This window comes from Leptotrichia sp. SK-5 (genome assembly GCF_055387215.1).
This window is the reverse complement of the sequence record NZ_AP028931.1, coordinates 39,319-63,811: the sequence shown is the minus strand read 5'-3', so window position 1 is coordinate 63,811 and position 24,493 is coordinate 39,319. Positions and strand designations below refer to the sequence as shown.

Sequence of the window (24,493 nt, the reverse complement as noted above, 5' to 3'; positions counted from 1 at the left end):
TATTTTCAGATTAATGTTTTTTTACAAAAATATTTCGTAATTTTCTGTAATATGCACCGCTACCATCAGTCAATTCCCTTTTAAACTCATCAAAACTCTCAAAGTCATCTCCGCTTACACGGTAAATCCAATTTTTATTAAGTTTTAAGGAATTTACGCCTTTTCTAGTAGTAATAAACACATCGACACCTAGTTTTCTTATATCTTCACGGTTTCCTTTGTATCGGTGTCCCCAAGGATAAGCCAGACAATCTGGAGTTTTTCCAAGTTTTTCTTGAATAATCCTTTTATTTTCCAGAATTTCAAATTCTACATTTTTTCTAAATTCTTCTTCACTAATTTTGTCAAAAAATTCATTTTGCTTTTCTTTAAACAATTTATTCAAAAATTTCTTTTTTTCGTTTTCAGATTTATTATTTTCCTGAAGTTGTGCAATATTTCGATATTTTTGTACAAAATCCTTCTTTGGTCTGTATCCAGGAATTGAAATTTTACTTCTTAATTTGAATACAGGAAGTCCATTTAACTTTTCCATATCTTTTTTTTCATCATAATTTCCTTCAAAAAATAAACTATGACTTTCTCTTTTAAAATATGGTGAACTTTCATTGCTGTAAAAAGCAAGTACTTCAATATCCTTTATTGTTAATTGATGCGAATGTGTATGAAGCTGAAAATCAATCAATCCGCTTTGATACATTTCCTTAATCTCGTCCCAATTGAGATAAGCCTCATCTTTTCCAATAAATTTTGTATTTAAAAATATTGTCGCTTTCATATTGTATTTTTTTAAAATCGGAAAAGCCAAAGTGTAATTATTTTTATATCCATCATCAAAAGTTATTAATATTGAATTTTGTGGCAATGTATAATTTAAATTCTTTAATTCTTCCATTTTAAAAGTTTTTTTATCTTTTATCCATTTTATATGTTCTTGAAATTCATCTACAAAAATTCCACCTTTCCCTTTTTCACTGTCAACACTGTGATACATAAGGCACAAAACGAAATTTTTTCTAGTTTTGTTGTAAATAATAAATACTAAAAATATTAGACCTATTATTAAAAATAAATATATATATAACATTTTTTCCTTCCTTTTCTATTAGGAATTATGATTATTTTACTAAAAATTATCTTGATTTAACAAAAATTATAAAAAAACCATTTGATTTAACCATTATAAAAATTAAATTATAAATAAAACTAAAATGTTAGAAGTTTAAATAAAATAATCTTAACTTTATATTTAATTTATTACAATTTTTTTCACCTATATTTTATACGAAATATAAAAAAATAACAACTAAAAATTGAAAAAATATTTGTTGAAAAATGATTAAATTTTTCCTTTGAATTTCAAAATTTTAGCTCGTATTTTTTTTATTAGCCTATCAATTTTAAAGCTAAGTACAGTATTTTTTCTATTTTTACTAAAATGGACATGCCTTTTATTTCCAATATGAGTTACATATGGCTCTTTAAAAAATATTGCCTTAAATCCATGCTCCTTATAAAAATTTGATAAAACTTCTTCGTATCTCTGGTTTTCTAATTTTTCATGTAGTCCAAATAAATCCATATCTTTTTTTCTTCTCAAAGCTGGATTATAAGTAAAAATTTCTCCTTTTACATTGTAATATGTTTCACCAGTTTTTGAAATATAATCTTCATTATAGAAAAAATCCTTTGCGAAATCTGCTTTATCCCGTAATCCTATAACTAAAATTTTTTCATCTTCTTCCAAAAGATCGATTGATTTTTCAATAAATCCCTTTTTTAAGAATCTCCAGTCATCTTCACAGTGAAAGATGTATTCGGTATCAATTTCACGGTAAGCTTTGTCAATGGACTTTAACTGTCCCAGTCGTGCTTCATTTACTATTAACTTAAAATTTTGATTTTTATTATTGTATTTGGAAATTAGCTTTTCTAGCTTTTTACCTTCTGTGCTGTCCTCAGTTATTATAATTTTTTTGATTGGATAAGTATTGTATTCAAAAAAACTATCAAGTGTTTCCTCCAGCAAGTCGAATCTTCCGCAGCTAGTTATTACTAGCGTTACTTCCTTCATATCTATCAAGCCCTTTCTTAGCTTTCGTTTTTTTACTTTTTATTGCATTTGCCAAGTATTCGTCATTTTTTTTGAGTCTACTTCTATCATTTTCATTATGATATAAATGGCAAGTCAAAGCCTCAAATTTTAGTTTTTTCTTTCTACATCCTATATTAAATAGCCTTACAGCAAGTTCACTATCCTCTCTTCCCCATCCTTCGATTTCTTCTTCAAAGCCATTTACTCGAATTAAGTCTTCTTTAAAGAAAGACATATTGCAAGAACGGATTCCTCGTAAGTTTTTATCTACCTTTGTAAAAATTTTAGAAAGAAATTTGCTTCTCACCATATTCATATTGTTTTTTAGACCTTTAGTAAAAAGGTTTATTTTTTTGCCTTCCATCATTTGTTTTGCAACAGTTGGCGAAGTTATAACTCTTGAACCTTGAATAAAGCATTCTTTTTGCATATTTTTTATATGATCTTCAACAAAATGTCTATTCAATACCAAGTCTCCATCTATTATTATTATATAATTTCCTGTTGCCTTGTTTATTGCTCTATTTCTTGACATTCCAGCTCGGAATCCCTTATCTTCTTGCCAAGAATGAATAATATTATTTTTCGGATAGCTTTGCTGAAATCTTTTTACCAAATCGATAGTTTCCTGTTTTGAACCATCATCGGCAATGATTATTTCTTTCGGAGAAACAGTTTGGTTTAATGCACTGTTTAGGCACATTTCTAGAGCCTTTGGCCAGTTGTATGTAGTAATAACAAGGGATGTGTCATTTCCTAAATGATTATAATATTCTTCGCGTAATTTAGTATATTTTGTCATTGTATAAATTGAACTGTATTTAGCGAGTAAATACCCTTCATAACCATCTAGAAAGCCCAGTTGTAAAATATACATCTTTATAAATCTAAAGAGCATTTTAGAATATATTTTTATAAAACTTGGATTTTTTCCTTTTTTTATATATTCTTTTGCACTTTGTGAAGTATATCGATTCAATTTTTCCAAAAATTCTTCGATGCTGTCGTATGTATAATGTATTATCATTTCGTGTATTTTTCCTACTTTACTGTCAGTTTGGTACTGTTCATGAACTTCTCTATCACTTATTTTAACTTTACCATTTTTCCACAACCTGATTACATAATCATCCCAACCCCCAAATCTTATTTCTTTCTTGAATGCAATGTTTCGTAATTTTATTTTGTAAACATTGTTTGATGGATTGTCACTATTTATAATAGATTTTATCTTTTCTTTTAATTGTTGTGAAATTACTTCATCAGCATCTATTAACAAAATCCATTCGCCTTTGCATTTTTCAAGTACAGAATTTTTTTGAGATCCATAACCTTTCCATTTTTCAGAAAATACTTTTGCACCTTTTGAAAGAGCAATTTCTACGGTTTTATCAGTACTTTCACTATCAACAACTATTATTTCATCAGCTATTTCCCTTACAGAATCTAGAGTTTTTCCAATTCTATTTTCTTCATTAAAAGTTATTATTCCTACCGATAATTTCATCAGCATTTCTCCTATTTCGTATTTTTTATTCTTTAAATAACAGGCAAGCTAATCTGATTATATAAATCATCAAACAGTTTTTCAAAATTCACATCATTAATTCGATTTTCAGGATAATCAATTAATATATTATTTTCTTCTTTTATACGCCATTTATTTTTATTGATTTTAGGTCCGTAAAAAGCCATTATTTTTTTATCTAGCCCTTCAGCAATATGTAAAATTGAAGTATCTAGTGAAACTACCCAATCACATTTTTTAATTATTGATATTGAATCAAGAATTGTTTTTGATTTTTCAAAAAATAATACATTTTTATTATCAGTTCTTGCAAGTATATTATAAATTGTTTCTCTGTCGTTTGGAGAGTCGAGTATTATAATTTTATACCCTTTGTACATTTTAGTTAATCTTTTTATTATAATGAGAGCATTTTCAACGTTTATTTTTCTGCCTCTTGAAGCCCCAAAAAAGTTTAAAGCAATTAATTTTTCCTTTGAATCATTTTCTTTTAAAAAGGTTTCGACATTTTTTTCAGATTCTTCAGAAATCGGTATATCATAGTTTGTATTTTTTATCTCAATATTTATACTTTTTACCATTTGTTTATAGATTTCTATCATTTTTAAAGTATTGTTTTGCTTTATGTTTTTGTTGTATATTTTATAGCCATTCTTATTGTACCCGACATTAACAGTTGCGTTTACCCTATTCAAAAGATAAACTTGCTTATATTTAAGTCCCTCTGTTGAATCAAATAGAACATCATATTTGTTTTTTCTTAATATTTTTACAACATCTCTCCATTCATGCATTTTTTTTCTATCAAGAATGTAATATTTGTCTATATTTTTATTTAATTTCAACAAATTTTCCAAAGATTTATCAGCAACAACATCAATTTTTATATTAGGATACTGCTTTTTAATTTCTCTAAAAATAAATGAACTTATTATATAATCACCAATTTTTCCATCTGTTCTTAAAAATAAAATTCGATTTATTTTTTCAGGCACTAAATTGATATCTTTTTTGTTTTTATCAAATATATGACTTAACATTTCATTTTTTTTATCAATCAGTTTATCTCTATAAGGCCTATAAAATTTCCAGTTTATTTTTTTCATTATATTATTATTCCTTGTATTGATACGTTTATTTACGTTAGTTTGAGGATAACGTATAATCCTTTGTTATAGTTAGTTTTTTAATATTTCTTCTATTTTATTATTTAACCATTTTATTGGTTCAGACAGTGAAAAATTATATGTCTGATTGTGGTTTCCAATGGTTTTTGAGATTACTTGTAGGCTATCAGCCGTTGTTTTAGGAGACCATCTGCATAAATTGTATTTATTGTTTGCGTAAAAGCTCAAAAGAGGTTTATTTAGTGAAGAAGCTATGTGGACTGCCCCTCCATCCACTCCTATTACTAAGTCAGCTGTCGCCATAAACAAAACATATTCTTTAATGTTAAATTTGTTGGATAAGGAAATGTCCAAATCTTTATTTATATAACTTATTAGTTTTTTATAATATTCTTTGCTTCCATCAGTTTTACCCATAATAATTTTCACATTTTTTATTTTATCATTTTCAATATTATTTAATAGCTCAGCAATTTCTTCTGGTTTCATTTCTCTGTCGCTTCCTTGTGGAACTAATAAAATTTTTACTTTTTTATTATTATCTTCAACTTTTTGAGAATCATATTTCCAAAATTTTTCCATTTTTACAATATCTTTTTCCAAAAGTTTAATATGCGGTTTTTGTTTTTCTATTTCAAAATATTTAGAAAATTCAGAATTTATCAAATAATCTATAATATGTGTTTCAACAAGTGGAGTACAGTCAAAATCATAATTTTTTACATTTTTTCTGTTATAATAATGTCCTTCGTCACTTTCTCCAAAAATCATTGTAATTTTGGGACTTAATACTTTTTTCCAAATCATACGCTTTGTATTTTCCTTGCTTAAAAAGTCTAGTAATACATCCCACTTTTTATGATTTTTAAGTACATCGTTCCGTTTCACAGCAATATCTATTATTTTTTCATTTTCATTGCATAATTTAGTAAATTCCAGATTTCTATTTGTTACTACTATTCCTAGCTTTATATCAGGATACATTTTTTTTAACTGCCTTGCATAGCAAAAAGACATTAAAGTATCGCCAATAGAGTCTTTAGGATTTAAAAGTATTGATTTTATATTTTTCAAATCAATATCGCTGTGCTTTTTTTTAGTACCAAACAGCCATATTATTACTTTGGATTTTATTCCATTTACTATACTCATATGTAACCTTTCTTTACATTTTTCTAAATAGCTATTTATTTTTAGGAATTTATATTTTCAATTAATTCCTTTAGTTTTGCTTTATTGTTTTCCATTGAAAAATCATTCGCTCTCACAAGTGACAGCTTTCTATAATTTTCATATTTTTCATTTTTATTCATCAGTTCATAAACTTTTTCAACAAACGTATCTTTATCATTTAATGGAATTAGCTTTCCATATTCACTATTTTGTCCCAATATATCCTTTGGTCCCGTAGGGCAGTCATACGCCACAACAGGCGTTCCCAAAGTAAGGCTTTCCAGCAGTACAGTTGGCAATCCTTCATATTTTGCAGTATGAACAAATAATTTTGCATTTTTAAAAAATGGATATGGATTTTCAATTTGCCCCAATAATACAACATCATTTTCTAAATTATATTCTCTAATTTTTTGTTTAATTAATTCAATTTTTTCCCCATTTCCAATGAAATAAAGTTTTTCTTTTATGCCTTGCTGCTTTAATTTATAATAAATGTCAACAAGATGTTCAGGCTGCTTCTGTTCTGTCAGACGTGAAACTTGCAAGAAATAGTCCTGCTTTAAATAATTTTCATACTTTTTATCAATAGTTTCAGCTTTTTTACGGATAGTTTCCAAATCTATTGGATTATAGACAAGTTCCACCTTTTTTTCATCCATTCCTAGAATTTTTACAAATTCATCTCTCATTGTATCGCATATTGCCAATATCTTTTCATATTTTTTATATTGCTTTTTATATTTTTCTATTTTGTCTGTATTTAAATGTTCTCCAAAAGTAAGAGAAAAATGAATCCAGGCAAATACAGGCACTTTTATATCAAGATTACTATATTTCAGTAAATTTGAAGAATAATCTATAACAATATCATATTTTTTTTCTTTTATTATTTTTTCAACTTTTTTTAGATAAGTCAATTTTGCCCGTAATCTATAGATTTCTTTAATAATTTTACTTTTACCGTCATAATTATTAAATAAAAATTCATAATTTACCTTTTTCGGAATTTCATTTTCAAATAAATTATTTTCCTTATGGTTCCAAGTTATGAGCAAATCAACATCATAGTTAAGTTCCACCAAATTTTTTAGAACATTAAGTAAAACTCTTTCTTCGCCACCCATACTAAGATGTCCGTGCAATACTAATACTTTCATTTTTTCCCCATTCTTAATTATATTAAATCCTTTTTATTTTATTTCATACATTTTTTTAAAATGTTCCAGAAAACTTCCTGCTGTATCCTGTTTTCCAGCGTCAATTTTATATGTAAGTTTGTGAATATTGATTCTTTTAGTTATTTCATCCAGCTTTTCCTGTGAAAATTTATCAAACCAGACTCTTATCATTTCGTGTGTTAATGTATCTGAGACAACTTTACATTTTTTATCCTTGTAATAATTTTCGATTAACTCAGTATACAGCACTTGAAAGAAAAAGTAGTTTGGAGCTAAATCGTTATATTTCCAAAAGATTAGCATCATATCTAGCAAAACTTTCAATACTTCATTATTTTTCTTTGCAAAAATTACGCTATTTAATACTCTGACTTTCATTTCATCATTCCACGAAAAATAAAAATCATCATAATCTTCCCAGTCCTTTTTCTCTTCTAAACTAAGGCTGTCATCTCTTTGGAACATAAAATAGTCCATTTCAAAATATTCCTGCGGCAAATAGTCTGTAAGCAAGATTGTCGCATCAATCCACACTCCACCATAGTTAATTAGTAAAGCGAGTCTTATTATATCTGTAAAATGTGCAAAATTTATTTTTTTAGCTTCAAGTTTTTGTAAAATATATTCTGGTATTTCAAGATAATCGTTTATATTATTCATATCCAAGTGTATTACTGTGTAGTCCTTTTTATATTTCTGTACAGATTTATAGCTTATTTTCACTACATCAGGTAATTTTTCAAAATCCCATCCTTGTCCCCAGAACTGCCATATAATTTTTTCATTCTCAAATGATTTTTTAGGCTTAATCTGTTCTGTTTTAATACCTTTTGTAAAATATTCATTTAAAAGCTCATTCCAGTCTTCTCCAACCATTTTTTGAGTTATAAAGTAAACTCTGTTTTGGATTTTATTAAATAATTTTTTTGGCATCATTTCCTTGTATATATATTTATATGGTTTTTGCCTTAATTTTTTGTTAAGTCTATCAAGTTTTGAAATATTAAATTTATAATTATTCATCTTCTATTTTCCTTTTCTAAATATCTTTTTCTAGTCTTATTTTTTTCATCCATAAATGATTTAGTACAAATATCAATATCGCTGCAGTAATAACCATATATTTGTTATTCAGGTTAATATCAGTAATTCCTTGTATTGCCCAAGCTGCTAAGGCAGTTTTTGTTCCAATTTCAAGTGCAATTAGTCTAGAATCATAATTTTCACTATCTTTTGAAAAACTTATGCCGATTGCTTTTATAAGTATACTTATAAAGAAGATTACTAAAAAAGTAAATCCTATAATTCCAAAATCTAAAATGAATTGTAAATATGTACTATGGGTATGAACATAATAAATTTCCCATTCACTTAAATTATCAAGAAAATTTTTATACACATAATCTTTAACACCTATTTTTTCATAATATTCAAGGTTAAATACTTTTCTATCTTCTGCTTTCCAGCCAAATATGGGTTTTTGCTTAAATGCTTCTGCTCCAGTTTTCCAAAAAATTACTCTTAAATTACTGGATGGATCATTTTTATAGTTTACTATATATTGTAATCTGTTTGAGATTGAACTTGGTAATACAAAATAACCTCCAAAACATATTAAAATTCCTATTAAAATATATCTTTTTCTTATTTTGTACAAAATGTAAAAAATTGTTGGTATTAGGCAAATATAAACCATTTTAGATCTATTTACAATAACCAAAAATAGCAACAGTACTGATAAAATACCTAGGGAAATTTTAATTATTACATTCTTCTTATTATTATTGTTTTTATAAAAAAATAAGAATGAAAGCAAAAATAAAAGTACCAAACACATAATGTTAGCAAAATCCTGAACAGTTAAAATAGCAGTAACTCTTGGATAAGAAAATCCTACTGGATGAGCCCATTCATCATAGTTTTTTATAAAATTAATGGTAGCTAAAATTGAAATTATTGTTCCACCAAATAAACATGCCTTCAAAAGATTCAAAACTTTTTTGGTGCTGCTTAAAAAATAAGCAAATGGAAAAAACAATAAAAATCTTAAAATATAATTATCCAATCGAGTGTCGATTCCACCATCAAAATGTGCTATTACAAATGGCATGAACACAAATAATAATAATATTATTGAAAATTTTATATCTATATTTTCTAAAAGTTTTTTTCTATTTTCCTTTAGAAACATACTAATAATAAATATTACTAGTAACGAAGGAATTAAAACATTATTTTCAAATTTTTCTGATAAAAACAGAGATATTCCAACTAATAAACTCAAGACATATCCCATTATATTTATAGTTACGTTAAATTTATTTTTCATATTTAATTATTTTTATCCTTTTTATATTTTTTTAATTCGTTTTATAATTTCATTATAAACTCTATCTACACTAATTAAAGGGATTCCTTTATAATAGTCTTTTTTATATTTATGCTGATTTTTAGGAATTATTACAATATTATTTTCATAAAATTCATTGTCTTCAATAACATTGCTTTTTTCAGTCCAAGGAAAAAATCCCAAAGTTCGTTTTCCTGGTCCAAAAATCCCAATTACAAACGGTTTTTCAAATCCGCTGGCAATATGAACTGGAGAGCTGTCATTCCCTACAACAATATCAGCTTTTGAAATCAATGCTCCAAATTCCACAAGATTAATTTCGCCACGAAAATCAATAACATTTTTATCCTCTGGAAAATCTAAAAGCAACTCTTTTTCAGATTTTGATCCAGTTATCCCAATAAAATAATTTTTATTTTTTTTCAATTTTTCAATAACTTCACGATATTTTTCTATCGGCCATATTTTTTCAGGTCTTTGACTTCCTGGTGCAATTAATATTAATTTTTGTTCTTGATTTTCAAAATATCCATGATTTTTCAAAATTTTATCAATTTTAACAAAATTTTCTTTTGAAGGATAAATTCTAATTGGAATTTTTTCCCCTTTGTATTCAACCAAATCAAGCAATCTTTCCACTTCATGTTTTTTCATATCATAATGAACCTTCTTATTTAGAAGAAATGAGCCTGTTGCTACATCAAATCCAACAATATTGGGAATTTTTGCTAATTTTGCAAGTAATATAGATTTTATAAATCTATGTGGTATTACAGCATAATCATATTTTTTTTGTTTTAATATTTTTAATACTCTCAAAAAACCTTTTATTCCTTTGTCTTTTCTCTTTTTATCATAAAGCAGTATTTCGTGTAAATTAGGATTATTATTTATCACACTTTGATTTGTTGGTAATGTCAAATAATCTATTTTAGAGTTCGGATACATGTACTTTAATCTTTGTATCAAAGGTGTTGATAGTACAATGTCCCCTATAAATGCAGTATGTATTATCAATATTTTCATTTATTCTCCCTTTTATAAGTACCAATTTATTTACAAAACTCCTCATAAGAAAGGATTTTTTATACACAAATTACTCAAATTCTCAAAAGATAGATTGTCAATGAGTCAATACATTTAAGATTTGAGTAAGAATAGTTATAATTTTTGAATTTTCTATATACAGAGTTATTATATCATATTTTAAATAATTTTATATCATAATTTTTAAAAAAATATGTTTTTTATCGTTTATTTATTATGGGAAAAACTTTATTTAAAAAAGATATACAAAAATTGAATAAAAATAAAAAACTCTCATTAAATATAATTAAATAATTTTTAGTTATTCTAATTATACTAATAAATGAGAGTAATAATTTTTTATTTGAATATGATTAAAAGAACTCCTGCAGCAACTGCTGATCCAATTACTCCAGCGATATTTGGTCCCATGGCGTGCATTAACAGAAAATTTTTGGGATTTTCTTCTTGTCCGAGTTTTTGTACAACTCTTGCTGCCATTGGTACTGCAGAAACTCCTGCTGATCCAATCATCGGATTTATTTTTCCGTTTGAGAGTTTATACATTATTTTTCCAAATATTACACCACCAACTGTTCCAAACGAAAATGCGATTAACCCTAAAATAATAATATTTATTGTCTTAAAACTTAAAAAAGTTTCTGCATTGGCTGTTGCTCCAACTGTCATTCCTAATACAATAGTAATACAGTAAAGCAGTGCCCCTCGTACGTGTTCAACTAAATTTGAGACAATTCCAGCTTCTTTTATAAGATTTCCAAGCATTAACATTCCAATTAACGGTGCTGATGATGGAACTAAAAGAATCACGATAATTGTTACTGCTATTGGGAAAATAATTTTTTCACGTTGGCTTACAAATCTTAGTTGTGTCATTTCTACCATTCTCTCTTTTTTTGTTGTCAAAAGTTTTATAATTGGTGGCTGAATAACAGGAACCAAAGCCATGTAGGAATAGGCTGCAATAGCAATTGAACCTAGTAAATGTGGAGCTAATTTGGTTGTGGTATAAATTGCGGTTGGCCCGTCAGCTCCTCCGATAATTCCAATTGAGCCAGCTTCTTTTCCTGTAAATCCAAGTAAAATTGCTCCTATAAATGTTACAAAAATTCCAAATTGTGCAGCAGCTCCTAGTAATAAACTTTTTGGATTTGCAATAAGTGGTCCAAAGTCTGTACTTGCTCCAATTGCTAAAAATATCAACGGTGGATAAATACCTAATTTTACTCCTTGATAAAGATAGTACAAAAGTCCGCCTTTTTCCATAAGTCCCTCATTTGCTACAGCAGGCAGGTTTGCCAGCAGCATTCCAAAGGAAATTGGAAGCAGTAAATATGGTTCATATTGTTTTTTTATTGCTAGATATAATAAACTTAAAGCTATTATTATCATAATAATCTGTTTTACAGTTATCATTGATAACCCTGTTGTTCCGTAAAGAATTTTTAGTAGTTCCATTTCAAAACCATTCCTTTCCATAAGGTTTTATAGTGATATGGTATCACATTTCTATGTCTAATTTTAAGATAGATATACTATAAAATTAATTTTTATTGAGTATATCAAAGAATAAATTTTAAAAATATTTTTATGATAATATTACTAAAGTATCGCCAGTGTTTACAGTACTTCCTTTTGAGACTTTAATTTCAAGAATAGTTCCGTCTTTTGGTGCAACAATAGGATTTTCCATTTTCATAGCTTCTAGTATCACGACTTCATCTCCAGCTTTTACCTTTTGTCCAGTTTCTACTTTTACATCAACAATAAGACCCTGCATAGGTGCATTTATCATTTCACCGTTTTCAATGGAATTACTAACTTCATTTAGAGGTGAATTATGTTCGATTTTTTTTTCTTCTGGTTCATTATCTACGTTGTTTGAAGTAGTAATAGAACCTTCTTTTTCTGAAACAGCTTCAACTTCTACTTCATAAACTTTTTCTCCAATTCTAATTTTGTACAATTTAATCATATTTGTCATACTCCTCATTTATTAAAGTTTACTTGATCTCTCTTATATTTTTTACTCTTATGTAGCAGTTTTCATTATCTCCAGCCGCTTCAATTAGAGCTGCCATCATGGCTGCCAGCATAGTTTCGTCCTTTATTTTTTCCATACTAAATTTTTTTTCATTATCAATTGTTTTTAAATCAGATTTCTTTGAGTTTTGTACAATTTGATTATCATTTCTTTTTTTATTTATAATATCCTGTTTCAATTCTTCAGAATTTGAAAAATATTTAAAAAATGATAATACAAATGAAATCAAAAATAATATAAAAAAAACAATACTCATACTTATAATGGTAATGTAAATGGCATCCCCAATTGACACAGCTGAATTTCCAAATAAAATACTTTTCATATTTTAATTTTTCCTTTCAAATTTTTAAAATTAATTTTACAATTTTTCTAAATTTTTAATAAAATTATTCTAAAATCAAATGTAAAAGTTTTAAATATTTTACTCAAACTCTGAGCTGTATAAATTTATAAGTTAAATTTTACAGAGTTTGAGCATTATTCATTTTATTTTATAATAACTGTCAAATCTTTCCTTGTGGGAAATTTTCATCTTGTTTCTTAAATGAACCATATCAGATATGATTTTTTCCTCTATATGTGTTAATTTATCCCAGTCTATTAAATGTTCTTCATCACGTGTCTTATTAATTTCTATGTCCAGTTCTGATATTTTTTCAAGTAAAGCTTTTTTGTTCCATCTGGTATTTTCGTACCATTCTGATATTTCCTTTAATTTATTTTTGAAATAATCTATATCTAAATTCATCGTTTCACCTCTCTTTATAACGGCTCAAACACCAGATTTGAGCTACATAGTCTAAACCAATACTTTAGTTTTTGCTATCTCAATAAACAACTAACAAAAAATTTACTATATCCCAAAATGTCTTAAAAAATTACATTAATATTTTGAATTTTCACCTCCTCTTTATTATCTATTCTAGTCTCTTTATCTTTTTTTTCAGAATATTTTTCTTTTAAATAACCTTTGGCAATTTGTGGAAAACATGCATAAGTCAATACATCTTCATCAGATTTTGCCAAATCTCCAATTTCAGATTTCATCGTATCATATTCATCCTTTAGTAAATCAGCAGGTCGTCCAGTAAATACCTCTTCATCTCCAACTATAGTTTTTTTAATGTTTTCATCAATTGGGACAGGTGATTTTCCATACATTCCTTTCACATAATCTTTTATTTCCTTAGGAATCATATGATATTTTTTTCCAGTTAGAATATTCATAACAGATTGTGTTCCAACCATTTGGCTCATTGGAGTTACAAGTGGTGGGTAACCTAAATCCTTTCGAACTTTTGGAATTTCACGGAGAACATCTTCATATTTATCTTCCGCCCCTTGTGATTTTAGTTGCGACAATAAGTTTGAAAGCATTCCTCCTGGTAATTGATATTCTACAATATTTGGCTCTACTCCCAAAGCCTTTGGATTTAACGTTCCATTATCAATGTATTTTTTTCTTATTGGTTTAAAATATTCAGCTACTTCTTTCAAAAGTTCTAAATTCAGCTCAGTGTCGTATTCTGTTCCTTGCAAAGTCCTTACAAGTGGTTCTGTACATGGCTGTGAAGTTCCTCCGCCAAATGGAGAAACAGCAGTATCCACAATATCTACTCCTGCATCAATAGCTTCAATTATGCTCATTTCTGCAAGTCCTGCTGTAGAATGTGTATGCAATTCAAGTGGAATATTTAAAACGCTCTTTAATTCGGTTACTAGAATAGAAGCCACATTTGGTAATAAAATTCCTGACATATCCTTTATTGCAATAGAATCTGCACCCATACTCTGCATTTCAAGTGCTAATTTTTTATAATATTCTATCGTATGAACAGGACTTATTGTGTAACAAATTGCAAGCTGGCTATGTCCACCGTATTTTTTTGTACTTTCCGAAGCTTTTCTAATATTTCTTGTATCATTTAGAGCATCAAAAGTTCTAATAATATCAATTCCATTTTTTATCGAAAGTTCAACAAATCTATCCACAATATCATCTGCATAATGTCGATATCCTAGCACATTCTGTCCTCTTAATAACATTTGCAACTTTGTATTTTTAGCCCTTTTCCTAATTTCTCTCAATCTTTCCCAAGGATCTTCGTGCAAAAATCTGATTGCTGCATCGTAAGTTGCACCACCCCAGACTTCCATTGCATGATATCCAATTTTATCCATAGTTTCTATTATTGGAAGCATTTCGGCAGTAGTCATTCTTGTTGCCATAAGTGACTGATGTCCGTCCCTTAGTGATGTTTCCGTTATTTTTACTTTCCCCATAAATTCCTCCATTGTTTAGTAAACATTTAAAAATTGCTATTCAAAAAATAATGGTCCTGCATTTACAATATGTTCTGGCATATTTGGATATTTTACTGCAAAATTTTCTCTAAACATTTTAGCTAGTTTTCTTGCTGCTGCACCATATGCTTCCTTATTTGCCCAAGTGTCTATAGGGTTTAACAATTCACTTGGAACATTTGGACAATATTGTGGAATTTCCACATTGAAAATCTCATCATGTCTGTATTCTACTTCGTCTAATTCACCGTTCAATGCAGCAGTAACCATCGCTCGTGTGTATTTTAAGTTCATACGGTTTCCGACACCGTAAGGACCACCAGACCATCCTGTATTTATCAAAAATACCCTTGTGTTGTGAAGTTCTATTTTTTTACCTAGCATTTCTGCATAAACTAATGGATCTAAAGGCATAAATGGTTCTCCAAAGCAAGTTGAGAATGTAGGTTGTGGCTCTGTAATTCCACGTTCTGTTCCAGCCAGTTTAGATGTAAATCCTGTTACAAAATGGTAGATTGCAGCATCTTTTGACAATCTGGAAATAGGAGGTAAAACTCCGAACGCATCTGCCGTCAGAAATATTACAACACTAGGAATTCCACCAATTCCTGGAATTTGTGCATTTTTTATATGATTAATCGGGTAACCAACCCTTGTATTTTCTGTCAAACTCTTATCATAAAAGTCAAATTCACGTGTTTTAGGATTCATTACAACATTTTCCACAAGACTTCCGAATTTTATTGCATTATAAATATCAGGTTCGTGCTCTGGATCAAGATTTATACATTTTGCATAGCATCCTCCTTCAAAGTTAAAAATACTGTGATCAGACCATCCGTGTTCATCATCACCAATTAACTTACGATTAGGATCTGTTGAAAGAGTAGTTTTTCCTGTTCCTGAAAGTCCAAAAAATACAGCAGTTTGACCAGTTCGTGGATCCATATTGGCAGAACAGTGCATAGGAAGCACATCAATTTCAGGCATTACAAAATTCATTATTGAAAATACACTTTTTTTAATTTCTCCTGAATATTCTGTTCCACAAATAATACCGACTCTTGCTTCGTAATCAATAATTATTGCAGCAGACGAATTTATCCCATCAATTTTAGCATTGCATTTAAAACCAGGTGCTGCAATTATTGTAAAGTCAGCATGTCCATAATCGTTTAATTCTTCTTCTGTTGGACGGATTAACAATTGATGGATAAACAAGTTTTGGCTTGCTCGTTCATTTATTATTCTAAATTTTCGTCTGCAAGTTGGATCTGCTCCTGCCATTCCATCAAATATGAAAATTTCACGATTTTGCAAATATGCAATCAACTTATTATAAATAGAATCAAATTTTTCTTTTTCAATAGGTTTATTTACATTTCCCCAGGCAATTTTATTATGAATACCAGCGGTATCAACAATATATTTGTCTTTAGGTGAACGCCCTGTATATTTACCTGTTGTTACAACTAAAGCACCTGTATCCGATAAGGTTCCTTCCGCTCTTTTTAAGGCATGTTCAATCAATTCAGACGGTGTCAAGTTTCTGTAAATTTTTGCCACATTTACAATTCCTAGTTTTTCCAAGTCTTTTGTCACTTTTTTCATAATACTTCCTCCACATGTTTGAAAATTTTAATAATATTTATATATTTTCATTAATTAGTTTTTTGTAATTTTAGATAAGAAAAATCCCTACACTATAGTAGGGAAAGACAAAACAATATTAATTTTTAAAACTTTAATTTTAAATATTTTGATTTTGAATTTTTTGGGTAATGTTAAATTTGTAATAATGTTCTTTTAAAAATTAAGTTAAAAGAGTTTCAATAATTTACTTTAAAAAAATTATGTTTTATTGTGAGTCTGTATCAAAAAAATACAATTTTATAGTGAACATTTTTTTAAAATGTATTTTAAAAGACTATTTAACAGCACTTTTAAGATCCATATCTACTATATAATTGTTTATATTTATATTCAACATTATTTTCTCCCTACATTAATATTATCCCATATTTTTTCCAAAAGTCAATGATTTTTATAAACTTTTAATTAAAAGATTATTCTATGAAAGATTAAATTTATTATAAAGATATTATATAAAAATTTTTTTAAGAAAAAAGGACAATGTGTTTAATCAATGTCCTTTTTTGTTTATTTTTTATTCTTTAAAATTTCTGCAAAATCCAGAATATCATTTACAACAATTGAATGTAAATTAGTATTTTTCAATTTTTCAAGGCTTTTCAGTCCATAGCCTGTTTTTGTTAAAACGGGAGTGATTCCCAATTTTTCTGCTGGTATCAAATCAGTTGGCCTATCGCCTATCATAAAGGAATTTTCTGTATCAATATTAAATTCATCTATTGCCAGCTCAAAATTACCAGTTTTCGGCTTTCGGCAATTACATTCAATGCCATATTTTCCAGCCGCATTTGGATAGTGCGGGCAGAAATATGATTTTTCAATTTTTATCCCATTTTTAAGCAAATTTTTTTCAATAAAATCCTGTAATTTTAAATAGTCTTCCTCTGTGTAAAAGCCTCTCGCAATTCCAGACTGATTTGTTATAATCACAAATTTATAGCCTAAATCACGTAATTCCTTAAGTCCTTTAATTACATTTTTTTCATATTCAAAATCTTCGATTTTATATAAATATGATTTTTCTACATTTATTACACCATCTCTATCCAGCAGGATAAATTTATTTTTCATAAAATTATATTCCTTTTTATTAAAATATTCACTAATTTACTTTATACTAACCTCCATTTAAATAACGAATTTATTACAAACTTTTCTAATAAGGGATATAAATCTAATGTTTTCAAGTAATTTAAGATATAATTTTCATTTTTAAACGAGGTTTAGTATTAAATTTGTTGAATTTTATTATACAATCTATTTTATAAAATAGGTTATTATTAATTTAATTAAAATAATTACTCAATCAAAATTGTAAGGGCATGGCGTGTGATACCTTACGTTAAGTTAATTCATTACAACATCTCTTATAAAGAACTCTCCACCAATTGATACAAATCCTAGATTTTTAACTTTTGGATTTACTAGGTAAAGTTTTTGTTTTTGAAACAAGATTGTAACTGGCTGCTCTTCAGAGATAAGTTTTTCCATTTCTAACATTGCTGGAACTCTTACTTTTGGATCGGCAGAGCCTTTTACAATTTTTGTTAGCTCATCATATCTTGCATTTTTGAAATCTCCACGATTATTTGCATTTTTGCTCTCAAATAAATCTAAATATGTAATTGGATCTAGGAAATCTCCAGTCCAGTTCATAAGTGCAATCTGATAATCACGCTTTTTAGTTCTTTCAATACGTTCTTTACCAGTCACAACGTCTAATTCAACATTTGCTCCCAAGTTATTTCTCAAGTTTTCTTGAATGTATTCGACAATAGCTTTTCTGCTTCCTGTGTCATTAAATAAAATTTCAAATCTTGGAAGTTCTGTTAATCCTTCTTCTCTAAGTCCTTCTGCTAGTAATTTCTTAGCTTCTTCAACATTGAATTTAGGCTGGTCAGTTGTCACTTCCTGTGCGAAATCTTTTGCAATACCGTTTAGTCCAATTCCAGTTGGAGTGAATGCTTTAGTCGCTTTTTCAGAGCCTTCAAGAACTTTGTTTATAAGTTCTTCTCTATTTATCGCCATAGTTAATGCTCGTCTTACTTTTGCGTTTTTAAATACATTTTCTTTTGTGTTGAATAGCAAGTAGTAAATTCCACCATCATCTGCTTTTACAAGTTCTGGTTTTCCAGCAAATTCTTTTGCTTGTTCAAATGTAACGGATGTTACGTCAACTTCTTTATTTTTGAAGGCATTGACAGCTGAATCTGTAGCGATTATTTTTAATACAACGTTATCTGTTTTTACGTTAGATGCGTCCCAGTAGTTAGGATTTTTCTTGAATTTTAATTCAGAGTCATGAGTCCAGCTTTCCATAGTATAAGGACCATTTGAAATTGTAAATTCAGCTTCGGAAAAGTATTTATCCTTTACTTCGTTGTAGAATTTTTGGTTTAACGGCATAAATGATTTGAATGTAACTAAATCATCAAAATATGGAGTAGGCGCTTCCAAAGTTACTTGTAATGTTTTATCATCAATAACCTTTATTCCAACTTCATTTTCTGAAGCTTTTTTAGCATTGTATTTTTCTCCATTTTTTATTACAAATAACATGCTTGCATTACTTCCTGCTGTGTCAGGATTTAATCCACGAAGCCATCCAGCTTTAAAGTCCTTTGCAGTAACAGGATCTCCGTTGCTCCATTTCACACCGTCTCTTAAATGGAACGTCCATACAAGCCCGTCTTCTGATTTTTCCCATTTTTCAGCAATACCAGCAACAGATTTTCCAGTCTTGTCTTTTCTTAAAAGACCTTCTAAAATTAATTCATCAACAGTTCCACCAGGAACGTCTGTTGTTATTTGCGGATCAATTGACGATGGTTCTGTAACAATATTTAATGTAAATGTGCTGCCATTACCTCCATTTTTATTTCCGCACGAAAGGGCAAACATTAGCAATGTCAATATCAAAAGCAGTTTTTTCATTGATTTATTTCCTCCTATTTTTAAATATTTCTATAAAATTTTAAATTACTAAATAAGGGGTATAACACGATACCCCCATAATTTAACTTATTTCAATGATAGATTTCCAAAATAATATTCTCCACCAATTGCAACAAATCCAAGACCTTGAACTCTTTCATTAACTAGATATTGTTTTTCTCTATGGAAAAGCACACCAACTGGTAAATCTTCTGCAATTATTCCTTCAAGTTTAACAAGTGCAGGAATTCTGACATTTTGATCGGCTGTTCCTCTGACAGTTTTAACTAAAGCATCATATTGAGGGTTTTTATATGAACCATAGTTAGTTCCACCTGTTGATTCAAACAAATCTAAGTAAGTGACCGCATCAGGATAATCTCCAGACCATCCTGCAAGTACCAAATCAAAGTTTTTTTGTTTCATTCTTGAGAATCTTTCTTGAGCAGTCATTATTTCCAGATTTAATTCAATACCTAAATTTTTTCTTAATTGTTCTTGAATATATTCTGCAATAACCTTATTGTTTCCACTTTCATTAATTAACATAGACATATCAGGGAATTTTGTAGCTCCTGTTTCTTTAAGTCCTTCTTCAAGTAATTTTTTAGCCTCTTGAGGATTATATCCTAATATTGAAGTAGGAACTTCTTCTGTGAAGTCTTTGCCATTTAATCCTTTTATTCCGATTCCTTTTGGAACAAGAGTTTTTGCAGCAGTTCCATATCCATTTAATATGTTATTTACTAAACCTTCTCTGTCAATTGCCATAAGAAGAGCTTTTCTGATTTTTACATTTGCTAGTGTCTTATTGTTAAAGTTAAATAATAGATACCATACTGACCCATCGTTATTTGAAACTAATCTTGGGTCATCTTTAAACCCTTTTGCTTGTTCAGCTGTAATTGAAGTTACATCAACTTCCTTGTTATTGAATGCATTTAATGCTGAATTATTATCAGGAATTATTTTATATACAATAGTTTCTATTTTTACATTAGCCGCATCCCAGTAATTAGGATTCTTTTTGAATGTCATTTCTGAGCCATGTGTCCAGTTTTCCATAGTATAAGGTCCTGAAGATATAGTTTTATCAGATTCTGTAAAATACGCTTCCTTTGTTTCATCAAAGAATTTTTGATTTAACGGCATATAAGTTTTAAACGCTACAAGGCTGTCAAAATATGGAACTGGAGCTCCAAGCTCTACTTCCAGAGTCTTGTCGTCAATAACTTTTATCCCAACTTCTTCGGCAGTTCCTTCTTTTTTATTATATTTTTCTGCATTTTTTATTGGGTAAAGCATATATGCATATTCAGAAGCTGTTTCAGGTTTTAATGCACGAAGCCATCCATTTTTAAAATCTTGAGCAGTAATTGGATCACCGTTGCTCCATTTGATATTATCCCTCAAATGAAATGTCCATTTTAAACCATCTTCTGATTTTTCCCAGCTTTTAGCAAGTCCTGGCTCAAATGTTCCGTTTTTACCTTTTCTAGTCAATCCTTCCATTAAAAGGTCGTTGACAGTTCCACCTAGAATATCTGTTGATATTTGTGGGTCAATAGATTTTGGTTCATCTGATAAGTTTAATGTGAATATTTTGCTACTTCCTCCACCTTTTCCACAAGACATGATGGAAACTAACATCATCAATAAAAATAACATCTTTTTCATAAAAATTCTCCTTCTATATTATATATTTTTTTACAAATAAAATTATAATAAACAGCTTTAGAAACATACATTTAAGCAGTATCCTAAATTTGTATTTATCTTTAATTAACTATTTTATGTAAGTATTATCAAGTACAAAATCTTTTCCTATTGGACTGAATACAATATTATGAACTCTTGGATTCAGTAATTTTGTATTTTGTCTGTAGTAAAGTAGTCCCACAGGCATATCTTCTGCAATTATTCTTTCCATTTCAATCATATCTTTTACTCTTTCTTCCTGATTTCCAGAGCTTTTAACTTTTTTCACAAGTTCATCGTAACGAGGGTTCGAGTAATCTGAATAGTTGTTTCCATCTTTTGTCAGGAATCTGTCCAAGTAGGTAATTGCATCGTTATAATCTCCATTGTAGCCTGCAAGGGCGATTTCATAATCTCTTTGCTGCATTTTATCCAGTCTTGACTGGAATGTCATTCCTTCGATTTTAAGGTTTACTCCTAAATTTGTTCTCAAACTTTCCTGAATATATTCAGAAATAACCTTATTATTTCCAGAATCATTGAAAATCATTGTTAAATCAGGTAATTTTGATAATCCTAGCTCCTTTAATCCTTCAGCTAGCAGTTGTTTTGCCTTTTGTGGATTATAAGCCGGGAAAATTTTTCCAGCTTCTTCAGAGAAATCTTTTGAAACACCTGTAATTCCTACTCCTTTTGTAGTATAAGTATAAGCTGCTTCTCCTGTATTGTCAAGAACATCCGTAATTAATTTTTCCCTGTCTACTGCAAGTGACAACGCTTGCCTGATTTTTTTGTTTGCAAGAACTTTATTTTTCATATTATACGTCATATACCATACAGAGCCGTCTTTTGTAAGCAGTTTACGTTTATCATTCTTAAATTCCTTAGCCTGCTCGATAGAGATGTTTGTTGAGTCAATTTCTCCATTTTTAAAGGCATTTACACTGGCATTTGGGTCATTTATGAATAACATTTTTACAAATTTTAATTTGATATTGTCCTTATTCCAATAATTTTCATTTTTTTCAAATACAATTTCTGAATCTCTTGTCCAGGATTTTATTGTGTAGACACCTGATGAAATTGACGTTTCAGGAGATGTCATATACTTTTCTCCGACTTTATTGTAGAATTTTTTATTAAGAGGAGCATAAGTCTGTATTCTTACAATTGAATCAAAGTATGTAAGCGGATTGTTCAATGTAACTTCCAATGTGTAATCATCAACAACCTTTATACCAAGCTGATTTTCATCTTTAATTTTTCCTGCATTAAATTGTTCAGCATTTTTTATGTAAAATAATTTGTCTGCATACTCTCCTGCTGTTTCAGGTTTTAATGCTCTAACCCAACCATCTCTAAAGTCTTTTGCCGTAATAGGATCACCGTTGCTCCATTTTGCATTTTTTCTCAAATGGAATGTCCACACTGTTGAGTTCTGGTTGTGTTCCCATTTTTCTGCTACACCAGGAAGAGATTTTCCATCTTCTGCCTGTCTTGTCAATGTTTCAGTGATAAGCGAATCCACAAATTCTCCTGTCGAATCATTTGCAAGCTGCGGATCATAAGATTTCCCCTCTTCCTTTAAGTTGAGTTTCAATGTTTCTGAATCTCCGTTTTTTCCGCATGAAATTACGAAAGCCAGTAATATTGTAAAGATTAGTAATATTTTCTTCATACCTGCACTCACCCTTTCTTTTGGCGTATTAAATTAGTAAATAAAATTATTTTGTAATATAAGCATTGTAAAAGTCTACAGAGTCTCCAACCGAACGTAAAACAACACCTTTTAAGTTAGGATTTATTAAATATACCCCTACTTGATAGTAAAGTGCTGAATATGTAAAGTCATCTGATAATAATTTTTCTGCTTTTTTCATCGCATCCATTCTAGTTTTATTATCTTGGTTAACTTTAGCCAAGTCAATTAATTTGTCATACTCAGGATTTGAATATTTAGCAAAATTAAGATCTTTTGATTTTGAGTGGAAAATTTCAAGGTAAGTCATAGGATCTGCATAATCAGGTCCCCAACCGTATCTTACTATGTCAAATTCTCCAGCTTTTGCACGTGCGATTCTTTCTTTAGTAGTTAGAACTTCCACTTCCACATCAATACCTAATTTTTCTTTCCATTGAGCCTGGTAAAATTCAGCTTCTTTTTTACCAGTTCCTTTTTCGTCAACAGTTAATTTTAACTTAACTTGCGCAGGAGTAATATTTAATTCTTTTAATCCCTCATCAAATAACTGTTTTGGATTAGTATTTGAGAATTGTGCAAATAAATCTCCAGCTTCTTTCCTAAAATCACCTTTTTCCCCAGCATTTCCAAGTGCAACAACTCCTGAGGCAGGAAGTCCTACTCCGTTTAGAACACTGTCAACAAGCTGTTTTCTGTCTACTGCAAGAGATAGAGCTTGTCTAATTTTTATATTTTTTAACACAGGATGTGAACGGTTAAATCCAAAATAGTACACTCTTCCATCAGGAACTGTGTGTAATTCAGGTTTTCCTTTGTAACTTGCCATTTTTTCTACAGAAATTTTTGTTAAATCTAACTCTTTGTTTTCGAAGAAGTTTGTAGCTGCGTCAAAATCTGCTACAATTGTTGCTGTAAGCGTATCTAATTTTATATTTTGAGCATTCCAGTAATTAGGATTTTTCTTCATAACAACTTTACTGTTATGTTCCCATTCTTCCATTATAAATGGTCCGTTATAAACTGATTTATCAGCTGCAGTTGCGTACGCTTCGCCATTAGCGGCTAATGCTTTTTCATTAACTGGAAAGTAAACCGGCATAATTAATGTCTTTATAAAGAATGGTGCTGGTTTTGACAAAGTAAATTCAAGAGTGTAGTCGTCTTTTAATTTTACTCCAACTTGACCAAAGTCCTTTAAAGTTCCATTATTAAAGTTTTCTGAATTTTCAATGTAATAAGTAAGGATTGAATATTCAGATTGAGTTTTAGGATCGATTCCTCTTTTTATTCCGTTAAAGTAATCTTTTCCTGTAACAGGATCACCATTGCTCCATTTCATTCCTTGTCTAATTTTAAATGTCCATACTTTTCCATCTTCTGATTTAGTCCAGCTTTCAGCTCCAGCAGGAATAACTTCATTTTTTTCGTTTAGTCTCACAAGAGGCTCATAAGTCATATTTGCAACCATAAATCCGCTTATATCAGTTAAAACTTGAGGATCTAAAGATGTTGGTTCAGCTTCGATGTTAAATGATGCTGATTTACCAGCATTGCCAGATTTTCCACACGAAATTATAAACATTGATACAAGTAAGCAAAATACTAAAAAACTTTTTTTCATAATTCAAATATTTCCTTTCTAAAATTTTAATTT

General features: G+C 29.0%; 20 protein-coding genes. All 20 read right to left on the bottom strand.

Going from position 1 to position 24,493, the window contains the following annotated elements; translation table 11 throughout:
• Nucleotides 1-10 precede the first annotated feature (10 nt).
• The 20 genes from ACZ5B9_RS00300 to ACZ5B9_RS00205 all read right to left on the bottom strand — a co-directional run bounded on the left by ACZ5B9_RS00300 (nucleotide 11) and on the right by ACZ5B9_RS00205 (nucleotide 24,460).
• Nucleotides 11-1,087: a polysaccharide deacetylase family protein gene (locus tag ACZ5B9_RS00300; RefSeq protein WP_464422890.1), complete on the bottom strand. Its 1,077-nt coding sequence runs from the start codon at nucleotides 1,085-1,087 to the stop codon at nucleotides 11-13.
• A gap of 252 nt (nucleotides 1,088-1,339) precedes the next feature.
• Nucleotides 1,340-2,074 (bottom strand): glycosyltransferase, encoded by a 735-nt coding sequence (locus tag ACZ5B9_RS00295; protein WP_464423979.1) that lies wholly within the window; start codon nucleotides 2,072-2,074, stop codon nucleotides 1,340-1,342.
• Nucleotides 2,046-3,602, bottom strand: a complete 1,557-nt coding sequence (locus tag ACZ5B9_RS00290; protein ID WP_464422889.1) for a glycosyltransferase family 2 protein — start codon at nucleotides 3,600-3,602, stop codon at nucleotides 2,046-2,048. Before ACZ5B9_RS00290 ends, ACZ5B9_RS00295 begins: the two co-directional genes overlap by 29 nt.
• A gap of 32 nt (nucleotides 3,603-3,634) precedes the next feature.
• Nucleotides 3,635-4,729, bottom strand: coding sequence for a glycosyltransferase family 9 protein (locus tag ACZ5B9_RS00285; RefSeq protein WP_464422888.1), 1,095 nt, complete (start codon nucleotides 4,727-4,729; stop codon nucleotides 3,635-3,637).
• A 72-nt stretch (nucleotides 4,730-4,801) separates the two neighbouring features.
• Nucleotides 4,802-5,902: a glycosyltransferase family 9 protein gene (locus ACZ5B9_RS00280; protein WP_464422887.1), complete on the bottom strand. Its 1,101-nt coding sequence runs from the start codon at nucleotides 5,900-5,902 to the stop codon at nucleotides 4,802-4,804.
• 41 nt (nucleotides 5,903-5,943) lie between these two features.
• Entirely contained in the window at nucleotides 5,944-7,083 is a 1,140-nt protein-coding gene (locus ACZ5B9_RS00275; RefSeq protein WP_464422886.1) for a glycosyltransferase, read from the bottom strand.
• 33 nt (nucleotides 7,084-7,116) lie between these two features.
• The gene (locus ACZ5B9_RS00270; RefSeq protein WP_464422885.1) at nucleotides 7,117-8,127 is read right to left on the bottom strand and encodes a capsular polysaccharide synthesis protein; all 1,011 of its coding nucleotides are present in this window, start codon (nucleotides 8,125-8,127) and stop codon (nucleotides 7,117-7,119) included.
• A 16-nt stretch (nucleotides 8,128-8,143) separates the two neighbouring features.
• Entirely contained in the window at nucleotides 8,144-9,433 is a 1,290-nt protein-coding gene (locus tag ACZ5B9_RS00265; protein WP_464422884.1) for an O-antigen ligase family protein, read from the bottom strand.
• A gap of 21 nt (nucleotides 9,434-9,454) precedes the next feature.
• Nucleotides 9,455-10,480, bottom strand: a complete 1,026-nt coding sequence (locus ACZ5B9_RS00260) for a glycosyltransferase family 9 protein (protein WP_464422883.1) — start codon at nucleotides 10,478-10,480, stop codon at nucleotides 9,455-9,457.
• A 360-nt stretch (nucleotides 10,481-10,840) separates the two neighbouring features.
• Nucleotides 10,841-11,959 carry a sodium ion-translocating decarboxylase subunit beta gene (locus ACZ5B9_RS00255; RefSeq protein ID WP_315288824.1) on the bottom strand — a complete coding sequence of 373 codons (1,119 nt, stop codon included), beginning with the start codon at nucleotides 11,957-11,959 and terminating at the stop codon, nucleotides 10,841-10,843.
• 130 nt (nucleotides 11,960-12,089) lie between these two features.
• Nucleotides 12,090-12,476 carry a biotin/lipoyl-containing protein gene (locus ACZ5B9_RS00250; RefSeq protein WP_315288822.1) on the bottom strand — a complete coding sequence of 129 codons (387 nt, stop codon included), beginning with the start codon at nucleotides 12,474-12,476 and terminating at the stop codon, nucleotides 12,090-12,092.
• A 28-nt stretch (nucleotides 12,477-12,504) separates the two neighbouring features.
• The gene (locus ACZ5B9_RS00245) at nucleotides 12,505-12,870 is read right to left on the bottom strand and encodes an OadG family protein (RefSeq protein ID WP_464422882.1); all 366 of its coding nucleotides are present in this window, start codon (nucleotides 12,868-12,870) and stop codon (nucleotides 12,505-12,507) included.
• A gap of 159 nt (nucleotides 12,871-13,029) precedes the next feature.
• A complete protein-coding gene (locus ACZ5B9_RS00240) occupies nucleotides 13,030-13,296 on the bottom strand; it encodes a hypothetical protein (RefSeq protein ID WP_021769855.1) in 267 nt (88 codons plus the stop codon).
• 122 nt (nucleotides 13,297-13,418) lie between these two features.
• Nucleotides 13,419-14,831, bottom strand: a complete 1,413-nt coding sequence (locus ACZ5B9_RS00235) for an oxaloacetate decarboxylase subunit alpha (protein ID WP_464422881.1) — start codon at nucleotides 14,829-14,831, stop codon at nucleotides 13,419-13,421.
• A 36-nt stretch (nucleotides 14,832-14,867) separates the two neighbouring features.
• Complete coding sequence (gene pckA, locus ACZ5B9_RS00230; RefSeq protein WP_464422880.1) at nucleotides 14,868-16,463, bottom strand: phosphoenolpyruvate carboxykinase (ATP); 1,596 nt, start codon at nucleotides 16,461-16,463, stop codon at nucleotides 14,868-14,870.
• A gap of 549 nt (nucleotides 16,464-17,012) precedes the next feature.
• Entirely contained in the window at nucleotides 17,013-17,576 is a 564-nt protein-coding gene (locus ACZ5B9_RS00225; RefSeq protein ID WP_464422879.1) for a D-glycero-alpha-D-manno-heptose-1,7-bisphosphate 7-phosphatase, read from the bottom strand.
• Between the two features lie 276 nt (nucleotides 17,577-17,852).
• The gene (locus tag ACZ5B9_RS00220; RefSeq protein ID WP_464422878.1) at nucleotides 17,853-19,439 is read right to left on the bottom strand and encodes a peptide ABC transporter substrate-binding protein; all 1,587 of its coding nucleotides are present in this window, start codon (nucleotides 19,437-19,439) and stop codon (nucleotides 17,853-17,855) included.
• Between the two features lie 87 nt (nucleotides 19,440-19,526).
• Nucleotides 19,527-21,116: a peptide ABC transporter substrate-binding protein gene (locus ACZ5B9_RS00215; RefSeq protein ID WP_464422877.1), complete on the bottom strand. Its 1,590-nt coding sequence runs from the start codon at nucleotides 21,114-21,116 to the stop codon at nucleotides 19,527-19,529.
• Nucleotides 21,117-21,225: 109 nt separating this feature from the next.
• Entirely contained in the window at nucleotides 21,226-22,815 is a 1,590-nt protein-coding gene (locus tag ACZ5B9_RS00210) for a peptide ABC transporter substrate-binding protein (RefSeq protein WP_464422876.1), read from the bottom strand.
• A 46-nt stretch (nucleotides 22,816-22,861) separates the two neighbouring features.
• On the bottom strand, nucleotides 22,862-24,460 hold the full coding sequence (locus ACZ5B9_RS00205; protein ID WP_464422875.1) for a peptide ABC transporter substrate-binding protein: 1,599 nt from the start codon (nucleotides 24,458-24,460) through the stop codon (nucleotides 22,862-22,864).
• Between the last annotated feature and the right edge of the window lie 33 nt (nucleotides 24,461-24,493).